This is a genomic window from Nocardia pseudovaccinii (assembly GCF_050942345.1).
Classification (GTDB): domain Bacteria; phylum Actinomycetota; class Actinomycetes; order Mycobacteriales; family Mycobacteriaceae; genus Nocardia; species Nocardia pseudovaccinii.
On the sequence record NZ_CP192074.1, the window covers coordinates 5,554,082 to 5,572,340 of the forward strand.

The window sequence follows — 18,259 nt, forward strand, 5'->3', positions numbered from 1 at the left end:
GGTTCAGTCAACGCGGGTGGTGTTCGGATATCTTGAACGAATCGGACAATGCGGCTGGTCAGTCGAGGCGAAGCAGATCGGGCCAGACCTGTGACCAGTGCTGACCTGGGGTGCAGCGCCAGATGGTGACATTGCGGGTGACGTCCGGGTAGCCCAGGCGTGCGTCGACCCGACCGACCGGGGTCAGTTCGCTACAGGTGGCACGCATTTCGTCTTCGGCATTGCCGACCCACAGCACCGTTGTCGCGGAATCCGGTGGGGTGCCGAAGTATCCGAAGCCGCGGTTGGGGCTGTAGACGGCGGGCAGGCCGAAGCGATTCCGGTCGACATCCAAAGCGCTTGCCTGCCAATAGGAATCGGTGACGATCACCGCATTCGCACGCTCGGCCGGTGGGAGAGCCCGGTATGCGTCGGCGGTCGCCTCGCGCAGCTCGGGCCAGCCGAACTTGCCGTACAGGCCGATTTCGATACCGGCATCGGCCTGACTGTCGACCGGATCGATGGACGACTCGGATTGCCACGGCATCGTGAACACCGCGATCGCCACCGAAGTCGCGACCAGCGGCACAGTCGCATAGATTCGCCATCGTCGGGTGTACTCGGTCCAGCGCACCGCGCCCGCCGCCATGATCGCCGCGTAGCAGCCCGCCGCGTAGTAGGGGCGACCGTTGGTCGCGACGAATGCCACGGCCAGCAGCAGTGGCAGCGGCGCGAGGAATCGGTACGGCCGCAACGCCTCCGAGCGAAACAGCGCCCAGATTCCCACGACCAACAGCACACCGCCGAACAGCCCGGCCGCGATCAGCGCCAGTGGCAGCCAGGTGTAGCGGCCACCGATCGTCGCCTGCTCCGCCGCGACCACCGCACCCAATCGCAGCTGCGGCCAGTCGTGCCGGGCCTGCCAGATCAGCGTCGGCACCATGACCAGGACAACGAAAGCCGCGCCCACCCACAGCACCGGCCGCCGCAGCAACTCGCGCGGTCCGTAGATCGCCACTCCGATGGCGACGGCGATCCAGAAGAATGGAATCAGCCACTTCACCTGCATATCCAGCGCCGTGACCAGCGCGGCCCACAGCAACAGACTGTCCTGGCGGGTGCGCACCCACCGGATCAGCAGCCAGCTGATCACCACCCACAATGCGGTATCAATCGTATTGGTGGCCAACTGAGTTCCCTGCACGAGCAGGAACGGCGAGGTCGCATACGCGGTCGCGCTCAATACCTGCGCGGTCCGCGACCCACCGAACTCCCGGGCGATCTGGGCACTGATCAGCACTGCGGCAACGGTGACCAGTGCGGCCGGAATCCGCAGTGCCACCAGTGATCCCGGTGCCAGCACATCCATCAGGCGGGCGATCGCGGGCAGCAGCGGGCCCTGATCGGCATAGCCGAATCCGAGCCGACGCCCGGCCGAGAGGAAATACAGTTCGTCACCGAAGTATCCGTACCGTCCGAGTGATGCGAACAGCATGATCGCCGACAACACGGCGATCGCGCCGACACCGAGCCACGCGAACGGCGGTGTCGCTCCGGCGTTGCCTTCCTGTCGCACTTTACTTTCCACCACGGTGGTCATCACGTCCCCCCTTCCGGGTCGCCAAATCGAATAGTCGGCACACATGCGCCGAGTACGTCGTCATATCGAAGTCTTTCTCCCGAATCGCCCGTCCGGCCGCGCCATCGATGGCATCGCGAATCGACTTGGCCATGACCGCCGGATCGAATTCGCCGAAATCGCCGGTGCGCTGGCCTTCCCGCATGATGTCGATGAGCGGTTGGATGATCTCCTGCTCTCCCTCCGCCGAAGCGAACCGTGGCTTTCCATCCGCATCACGCAGATTGAGCACCACATCGGTCAGCGCCGCGACATACTTCTTGTTCGCATCGATGAAGCCGAGATTCGCCCCGATATAGGCGAGCAGCTGATTGCGGGCCCCGTCCGCCGCCATCACCGCGGGCGCTATGTGCTCGCCACCGGACACATACAGCTGGATCACCAGCTGCTCCATCAGCTCGTCCTTCCCGGCGAAGTGATACGAAATGACACCTTTGGAGATCCCGGCGTGCTTCGCGATCCGCGCCAGCGAAGCCCGCCCGTACCCCACCTCCGAAATCACCTCCACCGCCGAGGCAATGATCTGCCGCCGCCGCGCCTCCTCGATGAACGACCGCTGCCGACCACCCGTCTCATTTTCTGGCCGCATGGCCAAATTTTAACCCGTCCGCCCAAACCCCCACATCAACCCCAAGAATGACCCCCGCCTACCCCGCAGGGATGACTTCGAAATCACCTGGAGTCACCCCAGCATGCTCAGTAGCGCGCCCAGAGGGTGGCCCCACCCCCCTGGTCGATCTACCGCTGACTGGAGGGAGCACACGGTTCCGCGATCGCCGGGCTGCCCGCCATCGACAAAACTAGGCACCGAATTCGACGCCGCGTCGGCACAGAAAGTGCGGGACAGGGCCGCGTGATTCGCGACTACACCGCAGAAGACTGAACCCCGAAACGCCGAAGGGCCGCGCTCCCGAATGGATGCGCGGCCCTCGGTTCGAAACCTACAGGTACTGCCCGGTATTCGACTCGGTATCAATCGAGCGGCTGGCACTGGCGTTCTTGCCGGTGAATCAGACGCAGCCGGATGTAGACGATCCGCTCGCCCGAACCCAATCGAGGGCCGTGCCCCCAACTGGAAGCACAGCCCTCGAAGTCAACCGACCTACAGATACTGCCCGGTATTCGACTCGGTATCAATCGAGCGGCTGGCACTGGCGTTCTTACCGGTGAATCAGACGCAGCCGGATGTAGACGATCCGCTCGCCCGAACCCAATCGAGGGCCGTGCCCCCAACTGGAAGCACAGCCCTCGAAGTCAACCGACCTACAGATACTGCCCGGTATTCGACTCGGTATCAATCGAGCGGCTGGCACTGGCGTTCTTACCGGTGAATCAGACGCAGCCGGATGTAGACGATCCGCTCGCCCGAACCCAATCGAGGGCCGTGCCCCCAACTGGAAGCACAGCCCTCGAAGTCAACCGACCTACAGATACTGCCCGGTATTCGACTCGGTATCAATCGAGCGGCTGGCACTGGCGTTCTTACCGGTGACCAAGGTGCGGATGTAGACGATCCGCTCGCCCTTCTTACCCGAAATGCGGGCCCAGTCATCGGGATTCGTGGTGTTGGGCAGGTCCTCGTTTTCGGAGAACTCGTCCACGATCGAATCGTAGAGATGCTGGATGCGCAGGCCCGGGTTGCCGGTGTCGAGTACGGCCTTGATGGCGTACTTCTTGGAGCGGTCCACGATGTTCTGGATCATGGCGCCGGAGTTGAAGTCCTTGAAGTACAGGACCTCCTTGTCACCGTTGGCGTAGGTGACCTCCAGGAAGCGGTTGTCCTCGCTCTCGGCGTACATCCGGTCGACGACCCGTTCGATCATCGCGCGGATGCACAGACCCTTGTCGCCACCGAACTCTTCGAGATCGTCCGCATGCAACGGCAGGTCCTCGACCAGGTACTTCGAGAAGATATCCTGTGCCGATTCCGCGTCCGGCCGCTCGATCTTGATCTTCACGTCGAGACGGCCCGGCCGCAGGATCGCGGGGTCGATCATGTCCTCGCGGTTGGACGCACCGATCACGATGACATTCTCGAGACCCTCGACACCGTCGATCTCCGAGAGCAGCTGCGGCACGACCGTGGTCTCCACATCGGAGGACACGCCCGAACCACGGGTGCGGAAGATCGAATCCATCTCGTCGAAGAACACGATCACCGGCGTACCTTCGGACGCCTTCTCTCGTGCGCGCTGGAAGATGATCCGGATGTGGCGCTCGGTCTCACCCACGAACTTGTTCAGCAGCTCGGGGCCCTTGATGTTCAGGAAGAACGACTTGGCTTCCTTGGCATCCTCACCGCGCGCCTCGGCGATCTTCTTCGCCAGCGAGTTGGCAACGGCCTTGGCGATCAACGTCTTACCGCAACCGGGCGGACCGTAGAGCAGCACACCCTTTGGCGGGCGCAGCGCGTATTCGCGGAACAGATCCTTGTGCAGGAACGGCAATTCCACCGCATCGCGAATCTGCTCGATCTGCCGACCGAGACCACCGATATCGCTGTAGTCGACATCGGGGACTTCCTCGAGTACCAGGTCCTCGACCTCGGCCTTGGGAATCCGCTCGAAGGCGAAACCGGCCTTGGTGTCGACGAGCAGCGAATCACCCGGCCGCAGCTTGCGGATCGGCGAATCGGGATCGTCGAGATCATCGACCTCGGCGACCTTGGCCAGCGGACCCGCCAACCACACCACGCGCTCCTCGTCGGCATGCCCGACGACCAGCGCCCGGCGTCCGTCGTCGAGGATCTCGCGCAGGGTCCCGATCTCACCGACAGCGTCGAAGATTCCGGCCTCCACGACCGTGAGCGCCTCGTTGAGACGGACGGTCTGACCGTATTCGAGGGTCGAGGTGTCGATATTGGGTGAACACGTCAAGCGCATCTTGCGGCCCGAAGTGAACACGTCGACCGTCTGATCCTCGTACACACCGATCAGAATTCCGTACCCGCTCGGTGGCTGACCCAGCCGATCGACCTCCTCGCGCAGGGCCACCAGCTGCTGGCGCGCTTCCTTGAGGGTGTCCATCAGCTTGGTGTTGCGAATGGTCAGCGAATCGATGCGGGCTTCCAATTCCCGTGCGCGATCCGGCGAATCGGCGAGTTGCCTTCGAAGAGCAGCCGCTTCGGCGCGTACCGCCTCGAGCTCTCTCCAGGCCGCCGAATCCGAATTCTCGATGGGGCTCATGTGCTGCTCCTCCCAGTCCCGGTCTATTAACGCTACCGGGCGCGAACCGTTCTCGCTTTCCGACATGGTTTCGTCGTGATCACATCTGGGCTGCGGTCGACGGCGGATACACCATGTTAGCCTGCCCTAACCAGTCCACGGCGACGTGCTTCGCCGACCGAACCGAAAGGTTGCTGACGATGCTCCTTCCCGCCAGGACGCTGCGCACGTCCATGGTTATCGCCGCGGCGGCGATGGCCGCTACCGTCTGGCTCACCGGCTGCGGCTCCGACGACAAGTCCGACGCCAAGGCCACGAGTACCACTTCTGCCGCCGCGTCCACCAGCGCCGCAGGTCACGGGGACCACGGCAACGCCGCCGCACCTACCGCCGAAACGCTCACCGCCGTCCTGGATGCCCTTTCCGACCCGGCCAAACCCACCTCCGAGAAGACCAAGCTGATCGTCGACGGCGAAAAGCGCGCCGCCAATATAGACCAGATGAACCAGGCGCTCGGCAGCTACGGCAAGCTCACCTACGCGGTCGCCGACATCACCACCAGCGGCAATTCCGCGACCGCCCAGGTGACCATCACCTCACCGCACGGCACCGCCCCCGCCATGCCCCTGACCTGGGAACATGTCGACGGCGCCTGGAAGCTCTCGGATGCCAGCGGCTGCCTCATGCTCGGCTTCGCGCAGGCGCCCTGCGTGCCTGCCTGATTCAGCCCTTCGACGGGCGACGCTGCGGCTTCGGGGTGACCGTCCCCTCGGCGAGCCGCCGCGCGCTGACCAGGAAGGCGGTGTGGCCCTGCATGCGATGTTCGGGCCGCACCGCCAGACCGACCACATGCCAGCCGCGCACCATCGATTCCCACGAACGCGGCTCGGTCCAGCACTCCTGCTCACGCAGCGCCTCGACCACTTTCGACAATTGTGTGACGGTCGCCACATAGACGATCAGCACACCACCGGGGACCAGCGCTTTGGACACGGCGGGTAGCGCGTCCCACGGGGCGAGCATGTCCAGGACGACGCGATCGACCGGCGGGCCGTCGTAGGCGGCGACATCCGCGACGGTGATCGACCAGTTGTCCGGCCGCTCGCCGAAGAAGGTCTCCACATTGCGGATCGCGTGTTCGGCATGGTCCTCGCGGATCTCGTAGGAGACCACCTGGCCCTGCGGGCCGACCGCGCGCAGCAGCGAGCACGTCAGCGCGCCGGAGCCCGCACCGGCCTCTAGTACGCGCGCACCGGGGAACACATCGCCCTCGTGCACGATCTGGGCGGCGTCCTTGGGGTAGATGACCGCGGCACCGCGCGGCATGGAGAGCACGTAATCGATCAGCAACGGCCGCAACGCCAAATACGGTGTGCCATTGGTGGATTGGACGACACTGCCCTCATCGGCGCCGATCAGGTTGTCGTGTTTGATACCGCCGCGATGCGTGTGGAATTCCTTACCCGGTTCCAGCACCACGGTGTAGAGGCGCCCCTTGGCATCGGTCAGCTGTACCCGGTCCCCGATGGTGAATGGCCCGGTCCGTCTGGCCGTCATGTATCTCCGTTCGCTGGTCGTCGCTGCTGTCCGCACTGAGTGGCACCGGCGTGTCGGTGCGCCCGGATAGCCTGCCAGGTATGCATCCGCCGGTATCCACGCCCCCTGCCGACAACGCGCGGGAGGTCGCACCCGACCGTCCGCGTCCGGCGCTGTCACCTTCGCGGGCAATGGATTTCAAGCAGTGCCCGCTGAAGTACCGGTTCCGGGCGATCGATCGGATTCCGGAGCCGCCCACCCGGATCGCCGTGCGCGGCACGGTGGTGCACGCGGTACTGGAGGATCTGTACGGACTGCCCGCCGGGGAGCGCCGGTTCGAACGGGCTGCTGAGCTCGTCGAGCCCGCATGGGCCCGGGTGCTGGCCGACAGACCGGAGAGCGCCGAAGTGGTCGCAGCAGACGGGCTGGCGGGCTTTCTCGGCGAGGTGCGCGCCTTCGTCGAGACGTACTACCGGCTGGAGGATCCGACCCGGTTCGATCCGGAGTCGTGTGAGTCGCGGGTGGAGGTCGAGCTCGACGACGGTGTGCTGTTGCGCGGGTTCGTCGACCGTATCGATGTCGCGCCGACCGGGGAGCTGCGCGTCGTCGATTACAAGACCGGCCGGGCGCCCGGACTCGCCCAGGAGACCAAGGCGCTGTTCCAGCTGAAGTTCTACGCGCTGGTGGTACTGCGCACCCGCGGCATCCTGCCCACCCAATTGCGGCTGATCTACCTGGCCGACGAACAGATCCTCACCTATGCCCCCGACGAGGACGAACTGCTGCGCTTCGAACGCACTCTCTCGGCCCTGTGGCAGGCCATTCTGGCGGCGGGCCGGACCGGCGAGTTCCTGCCGAGCACCAGCTGGCTGTGCGGACATTGCAGCTACAAGAGTCTGTGCCCCGCATTCGGCGGCACGCCACCGGTCTATCCAGGCTGGCCGGACATTGGCACCGGTGAGTCACCAGACGAATCCTTCGCCGAAGCGGTCGCCGACTGAGCTCAGCCGACGAACAGATTCAGATCGAGGCCGTGCGAGCCGAGCGCGGCGATAACGCCGATGAGCACGAGTACGCCGACGGCATCACCGACCCCGATGAGCACATTGCGAAGCCGCCACCACGACCCGACCGACTCGACACTCGGTTTCACTGGGGCCTCCCCTGTCCGTGCTCGAACGGCATTGCCCGTCCGAGGTGTTCCCTAGTTGTTTCGCCCGACACGCCCCCAGTGTTGACGGCGAAGCATGAAATTTTCGTGAGTTCGGTCTGAACTGAACGCACACAATGTCGCTGCGATGCTCGCCGTGACGACCGGCGAGCACCGAAACGGCAGGTTGCCGGAGCGGATCTACGCGGTGAAGTTGTGGAACAGCAGCACGGACAGGCCCAAGCCGACGGCCAGATTGAAGACGGCCGCGGATCCGAAGACCACGACCGGGCGCCAGCCCGCCTCGCGCAGGCCGCGCAGCGAGAACTCCAGGCCGATGGAGACGAATGCGAAGATCAGGAACCAGGTGCGCAGATCGTTGACGATCGCGATATGCGCCGCGCCGGTCTTCTTGTCCACCGACTGCAGATACAGCGTGCCGATGACGGACGCGGCGACGAAGCCGATCACGAACTTCGGGAACCGCTCCCAGAACTGACGCACCGACGGCCGGGCCGCGCCGGGAATGCGCTCGACCCGGATCGTGAAGTAGGCGGTGAGCGCGATGGCGACAATGCCGATGAGCGCATTCTGGGTGGTCTTCACGATGGTGGCGATCTGCAGCGCCTTCTCCCCCGCGATCGCACCGGAGGCCGCAACCGCCGCGGTCGTATCGATATTGCCGCCGATCCATGCGCCTGCGACCGCGTCGGAAAGATCGAAAACATCGGCGAGCCATGGCAATACGAAGATCGATGGCAATGCGAAGATGATGACCAGGGATGCCGCATACGCGATCTGCTCGCGTTTGGCCTGCACCGCACCCGCGGCCGCGATGGCGGCGCTGACACCGCAGATCGAGACAGCCGAGGACAGCAGGGCGCGCAGCTTGTCGTCGAGGCCGAGTCGACCGCCCAGCCACCACGTGAAACCGAAAACCACGGTGATCAACAGCAGCGCCTGCACGATCGACGGCCCCGCCGCGGTCACCAGGATCTTCAGATTGATCGATGCGCCGAGTAGCACCACACCGGTCTTGATGAAGAATTCGGTGCGGAATCCGGCCGAAAGGCGTTCCCGGAGATCGAGTTTCGCGAGCGCGACATTGCCGATCAGGCCGATGGCAATGGCGTACACCGGAAATTCGATCGACTTGGCGATCCGGTCGAACGGCGTACCGACGGCCCACTGCGGCACGTGTGTATCGAAGTAGCGGGTCAGCGCGCCGAGCAGGATGACGGCTGCGATCCCGGCGCCGATCTGCGCCACCGTGGGGCGTGCAATCGCCTGCAGTGCAGCGGTTTCGGATCGAACCCCGGCCGAGTCGACTGCCTCCGCGCTGGACTCGGCCGATTCGGTTTCCGGGGGCACGGCATCGGCGCGCACTGGCACGGTCTCGGTCCTGGCTTCGTTCTCCGACATCACGGCACCAACCAATCCGGGATTGCGCCGACCAGGACCAGTGCGATGAGAACCAGGCCGACGATGGCGGCCAGCCAGTCCTCATTCCATGCGAATGTGCTGCCCGACGGTTTCGCGGGCGGTGTCTGCGACACGGTGGTACTCCTTGCATCTCCTCATCGAGGCCGCAACGTACCAATCAATCGCAGGTGAGCACACCGATTGCAATCGCAGTGAATCGATCACTCACACAAAACAACTCGGCCCCGCCGAGTGACGGGGCCGAGTGGGCGAAATCGGGTCAGAAGGCGCGGCAGGACCGGATATCGAAGGCCAGGATCGCCTTCGCGCCGAGTTCGGCGAGCTGGTCCATCACCTCATTGCCCTGCTTGCGCGGCACCATGGCGCGGATGGCGACCCAGTTCGAATCGGCGAGCGGGGATACCGTCGGCGACTCGAGGCCGGGCGTGATCTTGACCGCCTCCTCCAGGAGCTCCTTCGGGCAGTCGTAGTCCAACATGATGTACTGCTGACCGAATACGACGCCCTGGATGCGCGCGATGAGCTGATTACGGGCTCGTTCGTTCTGATCGGAGCCGGTGCGCTCGATGAGCACGCCCTCCGAATCGCACAGGGTCTCGCCGAAGGCGACCAGGTTGTGCTGGCGCAGCGTGCGGCCCGAGCCGACCACATCGGCGATGGCATCGGCCACACCGAGCTGGATGGAGATCTCGACGGCGCCGTCGAGGCGGATCACCTCGGCCTCGATGCCGCGCCGCTGCAGATCGCTCAGGACCAGATTCGGGTACGAGGTGGCGATGCGCTTGTCGTAGAGGTCCTCGACCTTCCATTCGCGCCCGGCCGGGGCGGCGTAGCGGAAGGTGGAGCGACCGAAGCCGAGTGCGAGCCGTTCCTGAACCGGCGCACCGGAATCCAGCGCCAGATCGCGGCCGGTGATGCCGAGATCGAGCTCGCCGGAGCCGACGTAGATGGCGATGTCCTTGGGCCGCAGGAAGAAGAACTCGACCTGGTTGGCCGGATCGAGGACGGTCAGGTCGCGGGAATCGGTGCGCTTGCGGTAACCGGCCTCGGCGAGGATCGAGGTGGCCGATTCGGAAAGTGCGCCCTTATTGGGGACTGCGACGCGCAGCATGGATGGGTCCTTTCGGGGAGGAGAACTAGGGATCGACGTGGCGGCGCGAGCGACGGCCCCGGAGGCGGTAGCGGAGCGTGACCACGAAGGGGCCCGCGAGTGCCGCAAATTCAACACCGCCGTCACAGATGTCGGTACACGTCTTCCAGCTTCAGCCCGCGGCCCACCATCAGCACCTGGACCCAGTACAGCAGTTGCGAAATCTCCTCGGCGAGCGCCTCGTCGCCCTCGTGCTCGGCGGCCAACCAGATCTCACCGGCCTCCTCGAGCACCTTCTTACCCTGGAAATGCACGCCCGCGTCCAATGCCGCCACGGTCCCGGACCCCTCGGGGCGGGCAACCGCACGATCTTGCAGCTCGGCGAACAGGGTTTCGAAGTTCTTCACGGTGAGCCATTGTTTCACAGCGCGTCTGAGAAACTCCCCGAGGGAAGTCGTCGACGCCGTCCTTCTCGGACGTCCGGTGCTCATCCCGGTGTTGAGTTACGCCGGTTCCCGCGTCATCCGCGCTGGTTTCACACACCGGGGTGGGTGTGCCAGAGCCGTCCCGTCGGCGGGCGTTGTTATCCGGGGCTCGTGCTTCGGGCTCCCGGACTCGGGCACAGATCCAGTTGCTCGCCCCGAGTAGCGAGGTTCACTGCGGCATTGAGATCGCGATCGAGGCGTGCCCCGCAGCCGCAGGTGAAGATGCGGTCGGCCAGTGTCAACCCGACAGTGCTGGCTCCACAACGTGAACACAACTGGCTCGACGGAAACCACCGATCGACCGTGAGCACATCGCCGCCGCGCCAGCCCTGTTTGTAGCGGAGTTGACGGGCGAACTCGCCCCACCCGGCGTCACCGATCGCACGGGCCAGACACCGGTTGCGTAACATGCCCGCGATATTCAGATCCTCGACAACCAGCCGGTCGTGAGTCTTGATCAGCCGATTCGACACCTGATGCAGAAAATGCGCGCGAATATTGCGGATCCGGTGATGATGCCGCGCCAACCGGACAACGGCCTTACGGCGGTGACGGCTTCCCCTCTGTTTACGGGTGACCGACCGTGCAAGGCGGCGCTGCCGCGCCATCCCGGTTACCAGTGGTTTCGGTTGATGGGCAATCCGGTCGACCTCAGCCCCGTCACTGGTGGCGGCGACCAGGAACGCCGACAATCCCCGATCAACACCCACCCAGCCGCCGTGCTCGCCGCCGTCACGCACCGGATGCCGGTGCGCGGGATGCAAGTCGGTGGCCTCGGTGACGAGGCTGATCATCCAACGACCCGCCCGATACGACACCGTCACCGCCACGATCTTCGCCCGGCCGGCGGCGATCATCCGCCGCAAACGGCGCGTGTCCTCCCGCACCCGCACCGCGCCGATCACCGGCAAAGTCACCGACCGAGGGTGGCCCTCGCCGACTCGGATCATGGGCCGCCCGCGCGGAGAGTGCTTATTCCGCAACCGAAACGATGGGACCGTCGACGATTTCAATTTGAACTTCGGAAACCCCACCCGGCGTCCGGCACGCTTACCGGTCCGTGAATCCCGCCACGCCGCCAACCCTCGTCCGAGGTCCATGGCGGCTTCCTCGAACACCTGCTGGCACACCTGATTTCGCCAACCGAGCCCGACTGAAACCAGCGATGCCGTCCCCGACAAATCGACCGCAAACACCCGCCCGGCCTGCTCGGTCTTCTTCCACGCATTGAACCCGTTGATGTGATCGAAACCGGTCCACGGCACCCGCACATCCTCGTTACGGCGACGACTCCGCAACGCCGCCTTCGTTATCGCAAGACATTGATTGAACGCGAACCGTGCCGCACCGGCATGGCGGACCAGCAGTGATTGCTGCTCGACGGTCGGGTCGAGACAGAACCGGAAACTCGTAAACCCCCCCACCGCAACAGCATCGCACGAGCCACCGACAACAAGCGATCGCTGCCGTTCCCTGCGATGACGACGCCTCTGAAGACCAGAGCAGCACCGCTGAGTTCGCGGATGCCTGTCAGACCCGTGCCCAGTCCTGTTGTCCCGCTCTTAACGCCATGCGTCCCCGTCGCCCCGGTGGGCCGGAGCGGCGGGGACGCAGTGCAGCGGGTCAGGCCTCGGTGAGGAGGGCCTCCAGGTCCGCCGCGGCGGTGCGCAGGTGGTCGGCGAAGGCGTACATCTGGTCGGCGACCGGTTTCGGGGTGGCCAGGTAGATGTTCCAGCGGTCCGGCAGCAGGACGTAGGCGATGCCGATGCACTTCTGGCTGGTGGAGCCGAAACCGAAGTAGCGGATATTGACCGACGGGGCCGAACTGGTGCTCAGGTAGTCGTCGCGCATGATCGTCCAGCCGGGACTGGTGTAGAGCGGGATCGGTTCGGTGACGCCGAGTTCGGCGCCGCGCCGCCGCTGGATCCACTCGAGTTCCCAGAGATGCTGCTCGGGCGCATCACCCGCCTGACACTGCTTGGCCCGTTCGACATGCGCGCTCGCCGCGGTCCGCGCTGCGGCGAGCCGGTCGGCCTGTGCGACAGCCGGATCCTGCACGGCATCGACGAAGGCCACCATCTCCGGTGTCACCACCCGCATGGCCTCGGTGCGACCGTTGCGGTACTGCCTGGTGGCAATGGATTCGTAGGTGGCCCCGGTCAATCCCTTGCTGCGCCGGTGCGCCAGCTGATAGCTCAGTTGTGCGAACGCATCCGGTGAGATGCCGAGTTGCTTGGCGCGGGTGGTGCCGAACTCGAAAGATACTGTCGCGGTGGCGTTCTCGGCCGCATACCGGGAAAACGCCGCTCCAGCCGCCGCGATATCGGCGCGCTGCGCCGGATCGAGCACGAATTCGATCGGTTCGACCGGAGGCAACCCCTGCGGCTGCGCCCCGGCCCGTTCGGCGTGTTCGGCAGCCGGAGCCTGCAGCAGCGTGTCGACGAAGGACAGGATGGTGGTGCCGTCGAGACCGCAGTGCTCGATATTGATGCCGGCCTGACCATCGGCGAAGACGATGAACGATACCGACTTGTCGAACCAGCGGTTGGCGCTGTCACCGTGCAGCAGCTGATCACAGGCATGCAGTTCGTCGCGCGGCGTGAAATCCTCCAGGCACAGGCCGAACAGCGCGGTCTCGATGGTGTCCAAGGCCGCGACATTGGCAGGTTCGGCCAGCAGTCCCTGTCGACTGACGGCCCATTCGGCCCGCGGCTTGGTGGTCAGATGGCTGACGGCGGTATCGGTGCGGGCCGAGCGCGCCCCCGCCTTGAGCACCGCGCGCAGTCCGTCGGCGAGATCCTCCAGCGAGTAGGGCACACCGTCCGGACCGATCACCTCCATCCGGAACATGCTGCCGTGGAAGAACACGACGATATGCCTCGCAGCCGAGGGGCCGGGCCATTCGTCGCTGTAGGGCACCCGCACGGAATCCTGTGTCTCCCCCGGAATCCGGGTCTCGGAGAACAGGTACTTGTTCTGCCACATCGACAGCTGCTGTCCACGCTGGGTCACCGGCGGGATCGCCTCGATATCGAGCGCCAGCTTGTAATCGACCGCGGCCATGATGATTCCGGCCGCCCGCTCCACCTGCGACGCGCCGGTCGAGGCGGCCAGTGCGGTGTCATCGCGGAACAGGAAGAAGAAGTTGGCATTCAATGCGATGCGATCGCGACGGCCCAGGTAGCGCGACGGCCAGAACAGATCCAGCCAGCTCCCGACACCGGGGGTGGCGTCGTATTCGGCCAGTGCCGCGTGCAGCTTTCGGCCCGGACCATCGGGGCGAAGCAGGTCCGCTACCGCGGCTTCGGTGGTGGCGAATTCGTCGGCGGTCAGCAGTGGCGCACACCACTGCAGCAACCGCTCGCCGCTTTCCTCCAGCGTCGGCAGGGGCACCCTTGGCAGGTGGTCGTCGGCGGCGAAGGTGCGTTCGGTCAATGCGGGTCCTCGGGGTCGGCGTGTTTCGGTAGCGGTCGCGAGATGTACAGGTTGGCGAGCAGCCAACCTGCGCTTTCCTGGCCAGCGGTGTCGATTCCGTTGGCGGCCAAGGCATTCAGCACCTGGGTGCGTTCATTATCGGATGCGAACTTGCGTTGTTCGAACACCCCGGGGGCTCGCTCGGTGCGGTAGCCGAGCGCGGCCAGTTCCGCGGCGATCGGTTCGAAACTGAACATGCGTAGTACGAAGTGTGCCATCCACGGCCGACGACGCGGGTGCGCCGTTGCCACCCGCGCCAGCGTCTTCTCGGTGACGTATCCGACGCAGCCGGTCGAGATGACGATATCCGCTGCCGCCAGCGTACGGCGTTGCGCTTCGGTCGGGTCGGTGGCCTCGAGATCCGCGTGCACCGTGTCGTGCAGGAATCCGGCTTCCTGGGCATAGGCCAGCGCTGGCCGGGCGGCATCCATGCCGATGAAGCGGACGCCGGGAAGCTGGTCGCGGGAGTCCAGGCGGGCCCGGTCGCGGGCGATGAGTGCGGCCTGGTCGGCGTCGTCCTCGGCGCCGCCGTAGTGTTCGGCGAGCTCGCTCACGGTGGTGTCGAAGCGCAGCAAGGCCGCGTTGACGCCGTAGGAGCAACCGATATCGAGCACGGTCGGGGTGTCCACGCGCGCGGAGGCACGGTATTCCCGAATCTGCTGCTGGAAGTGCGGCTTCGCCAGTTCCGGTATGCGGTAATCCAATTCGGCCATCCGGGCGTAGTAATCGCGCGGATCGGGACGGTCGTAGATATCGTCGAAGGAAGCTTTTCCGGTCGTATGCAACGGCACTGGCATGTCGTCCCTCTCAGTCGAGCAACCGATCGCCACGGACGGCGTCGGCCGCGGCGGCTAGGTGATCGGGCAGCACCCGCCCGAACAATTGGCGGGTACGTTCCACGGTGCCGATGACACCGGGCCGATCGGTATAGGCGAAAATCGCCGAATGCCGTGCGGTGCCGCCCTCGACCGGTGAAACCCGGTGCAGCGAGAAACGGCCCTGGAACAGTTGCAGATCCCCGGGCCGCAGATCGAGGTGCCGGATCAGCTGCGCACCGGATCCGGTGAGCACATCCCGCACATCGTCGAGGTTCTCGGCGTGGGGTGAGCGAATATTGGGGCAGTACTCGAAGATTCCACCGGTCTCGGCGGGCTGGGTCAACATACTGACGGTGAATTCATTGGTGTCGAAATGCCAGGGATGCGACATTCCGGGCGCCACCACATTCAGGCACAGTCCGGCCAAAGGGTCTGCGAATTCGTGCAATTCGGCCAGTCCGAAGCAGTCCGCGACGAAACGTTGGAACACGGTGCTGGTGTAGAGCCGGTGGATCAGAGCCTCGGCCGGAATGCGGTCGCGCGGGACGAAGGCGTTGCCGCGTTCCAGCACGATTCGGCCCGGATGGCCTTGTGGCAGTTCGGTGTTCAGCGGAATGTTGTAGGCGTTGACGCGCTCGACCTCGTAGTGCGCATCCGGGGCCATCGCCTCGCCCTGTGCGCGCAAGGTGTCGATCAGCTCCGGACGGATGAACTCCCGCAGTACGGTGCAGCCACTTTCGGCAAGCTCCGCCCGCGCCCGCGCCACTGCTTCTCCCCACGCCGCGCCGGTCGGATCCCCCAGCGGATACCGTGCCGTATCGACGATCTCGTCCAGGACATCCGTCGCTGCCATGGCGTCATTTTGGTAGAGCAGTCGGCGACACGCCCGGGATTCGACAAAGTTGCCGGTGACTACGGTCACACCTATCAACTGCACGCACATCCGTTGCGGCACAGTAACTCTCACTATGCCGAGGTCGGGAGTGTCGGCTCACAAACGGCAGGACTCGCGATCATGTTCCGTCCCGAAAGCGCCCCTGCTCGGGTGCGCGGCTCAATCTCTGACGCGTAGCGCGTCTTCGAGATCCTGCAGGGTCAATCCCACCAATGAATTACGGAATACCCGCCCCGGCGTCGCCGAAACCGGTATCTCACACGGGATCACGATGACCGCACAGCCCGCCGCACCCGCCGCGGCGGCACCGGTCGGCGAATCCTCCAGTGCCACACAGTCTCGCGGGTGCACGCCGAGCAGTTCGGCAGCGCGCAGATAGATCTCGGGTTCGGGCTTGCCGTGCGCGACTTCGTCACCGCAGACCGAGACGTCGAAGAAATCGCGGCCGAGCGTATCCAATCCGAATTCCGTAAGCGACCGCTTGGTATTGGTGACCAGCGCGGTCGCGAGGCCCGCGGTGCGGACCAATGAGAGCGCATCCTTCGCGCCGGGCCGCCATGGGATCGGGCCCGCCATCAATTCGGTCACCCGCCGCTCGATGAATTCACCGGCGGCCCGCACCGCCTCGGGCGTCGCCTCGACACCCAAACCATCGAAAATGAGCCGCAAGGCGTTCGGTCCCGACGCACCGATCAATGCGTGCCGCAGTTCATCGGTCATCTCGTGGCCGTGCGCCCGTGCCAGTTCGCGCACGGCGACATCCCACAGCTTCTCCGAATCGAGCAGGGTGCCGTCCATATCCCACAGGACCCCGGCAAGTTGCGCCGTCACCCGATTCGTCTCCTTTTTCTATACACCCGAAGCGGCGATCAGCAGCCGCCCGTTGTCCGACGCGACCTGGATCCATCGGTTCTCCGACGAGGTCGAGCCGTTTTTCAGGTTATAGGTAAGCGAAACGACCGCCCGGTTCTCACCGTTCGGTGTGACGCCGCTCACGCTCACCGAACGAATGGTGGACCAGAACTGTGAGTAGGAGCCGAAGCCACCGGTCTGGGCCTGGTACGACGGCGTCAGCTCAGACCACCCGCCCTGCACATTGCCCGGCAGCATTCCGTAGTAGCCGTAGACGAATTGCGAGATCCGATCCGGGGTGGCCGGACCGAACGGGGTGGTGGTGACGGTCGTCGGTGGTGCGGTAGTCGACGGCTTGGCCGACGGGGTCGGCGTCACCGTGGTGCTCGGCTGGGTGGTCGGCGCCGCCGTGGTCGTCGGCGCCTGTGGCTCGGGCTGACCCGGTTGGATCGCGATCGGTGACTCCGGTCCGGTCGCCGAACTGCTGGTCGCGGGAGTCGGCGTCGTCGAGCCGCCCGCCGTACCGCCCTTGTCGTCGTTGTTCAGTGACGACACGATGACCGCGACCAGCACCAGCACCGCGACCGCGGCAGCCGCGGCCACCGCGATCAGCCGGCCACGACTCTGCTCACCGTCGCCACCACCGCCGGGCAGGGTGCTGCCGGACTTCGGCGGTGCGGGCGGCGGCGGGACGGTGACAGCCGGTGCCCCGAGCGCGACGACCTGCGTAGCGTCTTCCGTGTCACCCGACTTGTTCAGAACGGTGGTCGCATCCGCGCCGGGCGCGGGCAGCACCTTGGTCACCGTCGGGGTGGTCACCAGTGCCGGAGTCCGGCCCGCCGCGACGGCTTCCAGCGCCTCCTTGGCTTCGCGCATATTCGGGCGACCGTCGATCGATGCGGCCAGTAGCCGCATCAGCACCGGCCCGAGTTCCCCGGCGTGCCGCGGCGGCGGAATCTGCGCCCGCGCCGCGGCGTGCAGGACCGCGAGGGCGTTATCACCCTCACCGAACGGCGGACTGCCCTCGACCGCCGCATACAGCGTGGAGCCGAGCGCGAAGACATCCGAAGCCGGTTCCGGATTCTCACCGCGCGCCACCTCCGGCGCGAGGTAGGCGGGGGTGCCCGCGAGGAATCCGGTCGCGGTGACCGTCACGTCGCCGACGGCGCGGGAGATGCCGAAATCGGTGATCTTCACCGTGCCGTCGTCACCGACGAGCAGATTCGCCGGTTTCACATCCCGGTGCATGATCCCGGCATCGTGTGCGGCAGCCAGCGCGCCCGCGGCCTGGGCCCCGATGCGGGCCACCTCCGTCGGTGCGAGGGTCCGGTTGCCCGCCAGTTTCACGGCCAGGCTCGGCGCGTTCATGTACTCCATGACCAGCCACGGCTGGCCGTCCTCCTCGGCGACATCGAAGACGGTGATCGCGTTGGGATGGTGTAGTCGCGCGGCGATGCGGCCCTCCCGCATGGCCCGCAGCTTGGCCTCCAGGGCCTGGGAGCGGGACAGACCGGGCGCGAGCAGCAACTGCTTCACGGCGACAGTGCGGCGCAGCCGCACGTCGGTGGCCCGCCACACCACGCCCATGGCACCGGTGCCGATCGGATCCGTCAGCCGATACCGTCCAGCGATCAACCGGTCCGCCGTCATGGTGTTGTGCCCCTCCTGCTTGCCGCCGAGCCAATTCCGCACTCCGCGCGTAAGCGGAAATCTTCGAAAATGCTACGCGCTGAA

General features: G+C 65.5%; 17 protein-coding genes. 2 read left to right on the forward strand and 15 right to left on the reverse strand.

Features of this window, described 5'->3' with window-relative positions; translation table 11 throughout:
• Positions 1-58: 58 nt before the first annotated feature.
• The 3 genes from ACQPZ2_RS24975 to arc all read right to left on the reverse strand — a co-directional run bounded on the left by ACQPZ2_RS24975 (position 59) and on the right by arc (position 4,803).
• Positions 59-1,579: an ArnT family glycosyltransferase gene (locus ACQPZ2_RS24975; RefSeq protein WP_433520667.1), complete on the reverse strand. Its 1,521-nt coding sequence runs from the start codon at positions 1,577-1,579 to the stop codon at positions 59-61.
• Positions 1,557-2,207 carry a TetR/AcrR family transcriptional regulator gene (locus ACQPZ2_RS24980; RefSeq protein WP_433520668.1) on the reverse strand — a complete coding sequence of 217 codons (651 nt, stop codon included), beginning with the start codon at positions 2,205-2,207 and terminating at the stop codon, positions 1,557-1,559. The genes ACQPZ2_RS24975 and ACQPZ2_RS24980 overlap by 23 nt, the downstream gene beginning before the upstream one ends.
• Before the next feature lie 835 nt (positions 2,208-3,042).
• Entirely contained in the window at positions 3,043-4,803 is a 1,761-nt protein-coding gene (gene arc / locus ACQPZ2_RS24985) for a proteasome ATPase (RefSeq protein WP_433520669.1), read from the reverse strand.
• A gap of 179 nt (positions 4,804-4,982) precedes the next feature.
• Between arc and ACQPZ2_RS24990 the strand changes: the two genes are divergently transcribed.
• Positions 4,983-5,504: a hypothetical protein gene (locus tag ACQPZ2_RS24990; protein ID WP_433520670.1), complete on the forward strand. Its 522-nt coding sequence runs from the start codon at positions 4,983-4,985 to the stop codon at positions 5,502-5,504.
• A gap of 1 nt (position 5,505) precedes the next feature.
• Here the strand turns inward: ACQPZ2_RS24990 and ACQPZ2_RS24995 are convergent, their stop codons facing one another.
• Positions 5,506-6,339 carry a tRNA (adenine-N1)-methyltransferase gene (locus ACQPZ2_RS24995; RefSeq protein ID WP_433520671.1) on the reverse strand — a complete coding sequence of 278 codons (834 nt, stop codon included), beginning with the start codon at positions 6,337-6,339 and terminating at the stop codon, positions 5,506-5,508.
• 80 nt (positions 6,340-6,419) lie between these two features.
• Between ACQPZ2_RS24995 and ACQPZ2_RS25000 the strand changes: the two genes are divergently transcribed.
• Positions 6,420-7,319, forward strand: coding sequence for a RecB family exonuclease (locus tag ACQPZ2_RS25000; RefSeq protein ID WP_433520672.1), 900 nt, complete (start codon positions 6,420-6,422; stop codon positions 7,317-7,319).
• 2 nt (positions 7,320-7,321) lie between these two features.
• Here ACQPZ2_RS25000 and ACQPZ2_RS25005 read toward each other — a convergent pair whose 3' ends face one another.
• From ACQPZ2_RS25005 to ACQPZ2_RS25055, 11 genes are all read right to left on the reverse strand, one after another.
• Positions 7,322-7,471, reverse strand: a complete 150-nt coding sequence (locus tag ACQPZ2_RS25005) for a hypothetical protein (RefSeq protein WP_433520673.1) — start codon at positions 7,469-7,471, stop codon at positions 7,322-7,324.
• Positions 7,472-7,669: 198 nt separating this feature from the next.
• Positions 7,670-8,890, reverse strand: a complete 1,221-nt coding sequence (locus ACQPZ2_RS25010; RefSeq protein WP_433520674.1) for a YeiH family protein — start codon at positions 8,888-8,890, stop codon at positions 7,670-7,672.
• The gene (locus tag ACQPZ2_RS25015; RefSeq protein ID WP_281005226.1) at positions 8,890-9,024 is read right to left on the reverse strand and encodes a hypothetical protein; all 135 of its coding nucleotides are present in this window, start codon (positions 9,022-9,024) and stop codon (positions 8,890-8,892) included. The genes ACQPZ2_RS25010 and ACQPZ2_RS25015 overlap by 1 nt, the downstream gene beginning before the upstream one ends.
• 146 nt (positions 9,025-9,170) lie before the next feature.
• Positions 9,171-10,022 (reverse strand): ATP phosphoribosyltransferase, encoded by an 852-nt coding sequence (gene hisG, locus ACQPZ2_RS25020; protein WP_063037213.1) that lies wholly within the window; start codon positions 10,020-10,022, stop codon positions 9,171-9,173.
• Between the two features lie 122 nt (positions 10,023-10,144).
• The gene (locus tag ACQPZ2_RS25025; RefSeq protein WP_433520675.1) at positions 10,145-10,426 is read right to left on the reverse strand and encodes a phosphoribosyl-ATP diphosphatase; all 282 of its coding nucleotides are present in this window, start codon (positions 10,424-10,426) and stop codon (positions 10,145-10,147) included.
• Positions 10,427-10,584: 158 nt separating this feature from the next.
• Positions 10,585-11,910: an RNA-guided endonuclease InsQ/TnpB family protein gene (locus ACQPZ2_RS25030; RefSeq protein ID WP_433520676.1), complete on the reverse strand. Its 1,326-nt coding sequence runs from the start codon at positions 11,908-11,910 to the stop codon at positions 10,585-10,587.
• 199 nt (positions 11,911-12,109) lie between these two features.
• Complete coding sequence (locus ACQPZ2_RS25035) at positions 12,110-13,921, reverse strand: choline/carnitine O-acyltransferase (protein ID WP_433520677.1); 1,812 nt, start codon at positions 13,919-13,921, stop codon at positions 12,110-12,112.
• Positions 13,918-14,757, reverse strand: a complete 840-nt coding sequence (locus ACQPZ2_RS25040) for a class I SAM-dependent methyltransferase (protein ID WP_433520678.1) — start codon at positions 14,755-14,757, stop codon at positions 13,918-13,920. Before ACQPZ2_RS25040 ends, ACQPZ2_RS25035 begins: the two co-directional genes overlap by 4 nt.
• A 10-nt stretch (positions 14,758-14,767) precedes the next feature.
• Positions 14,768-15,631 (reverse strand): HalD/BesD family halogenase, encoded by an 864-nt coding sequence (locus tag ACQPZ2_RS25045; RefSeq protein ID WP_433520679.1) that lies wholly within the window; start codon positions 15,629-15,631, stop codon positions 14,768-14,770.
• 201 nt (positions 15,632-15,832) lie between these two features.
• Positions 15,833-16,504, reverse strand: a complete 672-nt coding sequence (locus ACQPZ2_RS25050; protein ID WP_433520680.1) for an HAD family hydrolase — start codon at positions 16,502-16,504, stop codon at positions 15,833-15,835.
• A gap of 18 nt (positions 16,505-16,522) precedes the next feature.
• Positions 16,523-18,217 (reverse strand): serine/threonine-protein kinase, encoded by a 1,695-nt coding sequence (locus ACQPZ2_RS25055; protein WP_433520681.1) that lies wholly within the window; start codon positions 18,215-18,217, stop codon positions 16,523-16,525.
• Between the last annotated feature and the right edge of the window lie 42 nt (positions 18,218-18,259).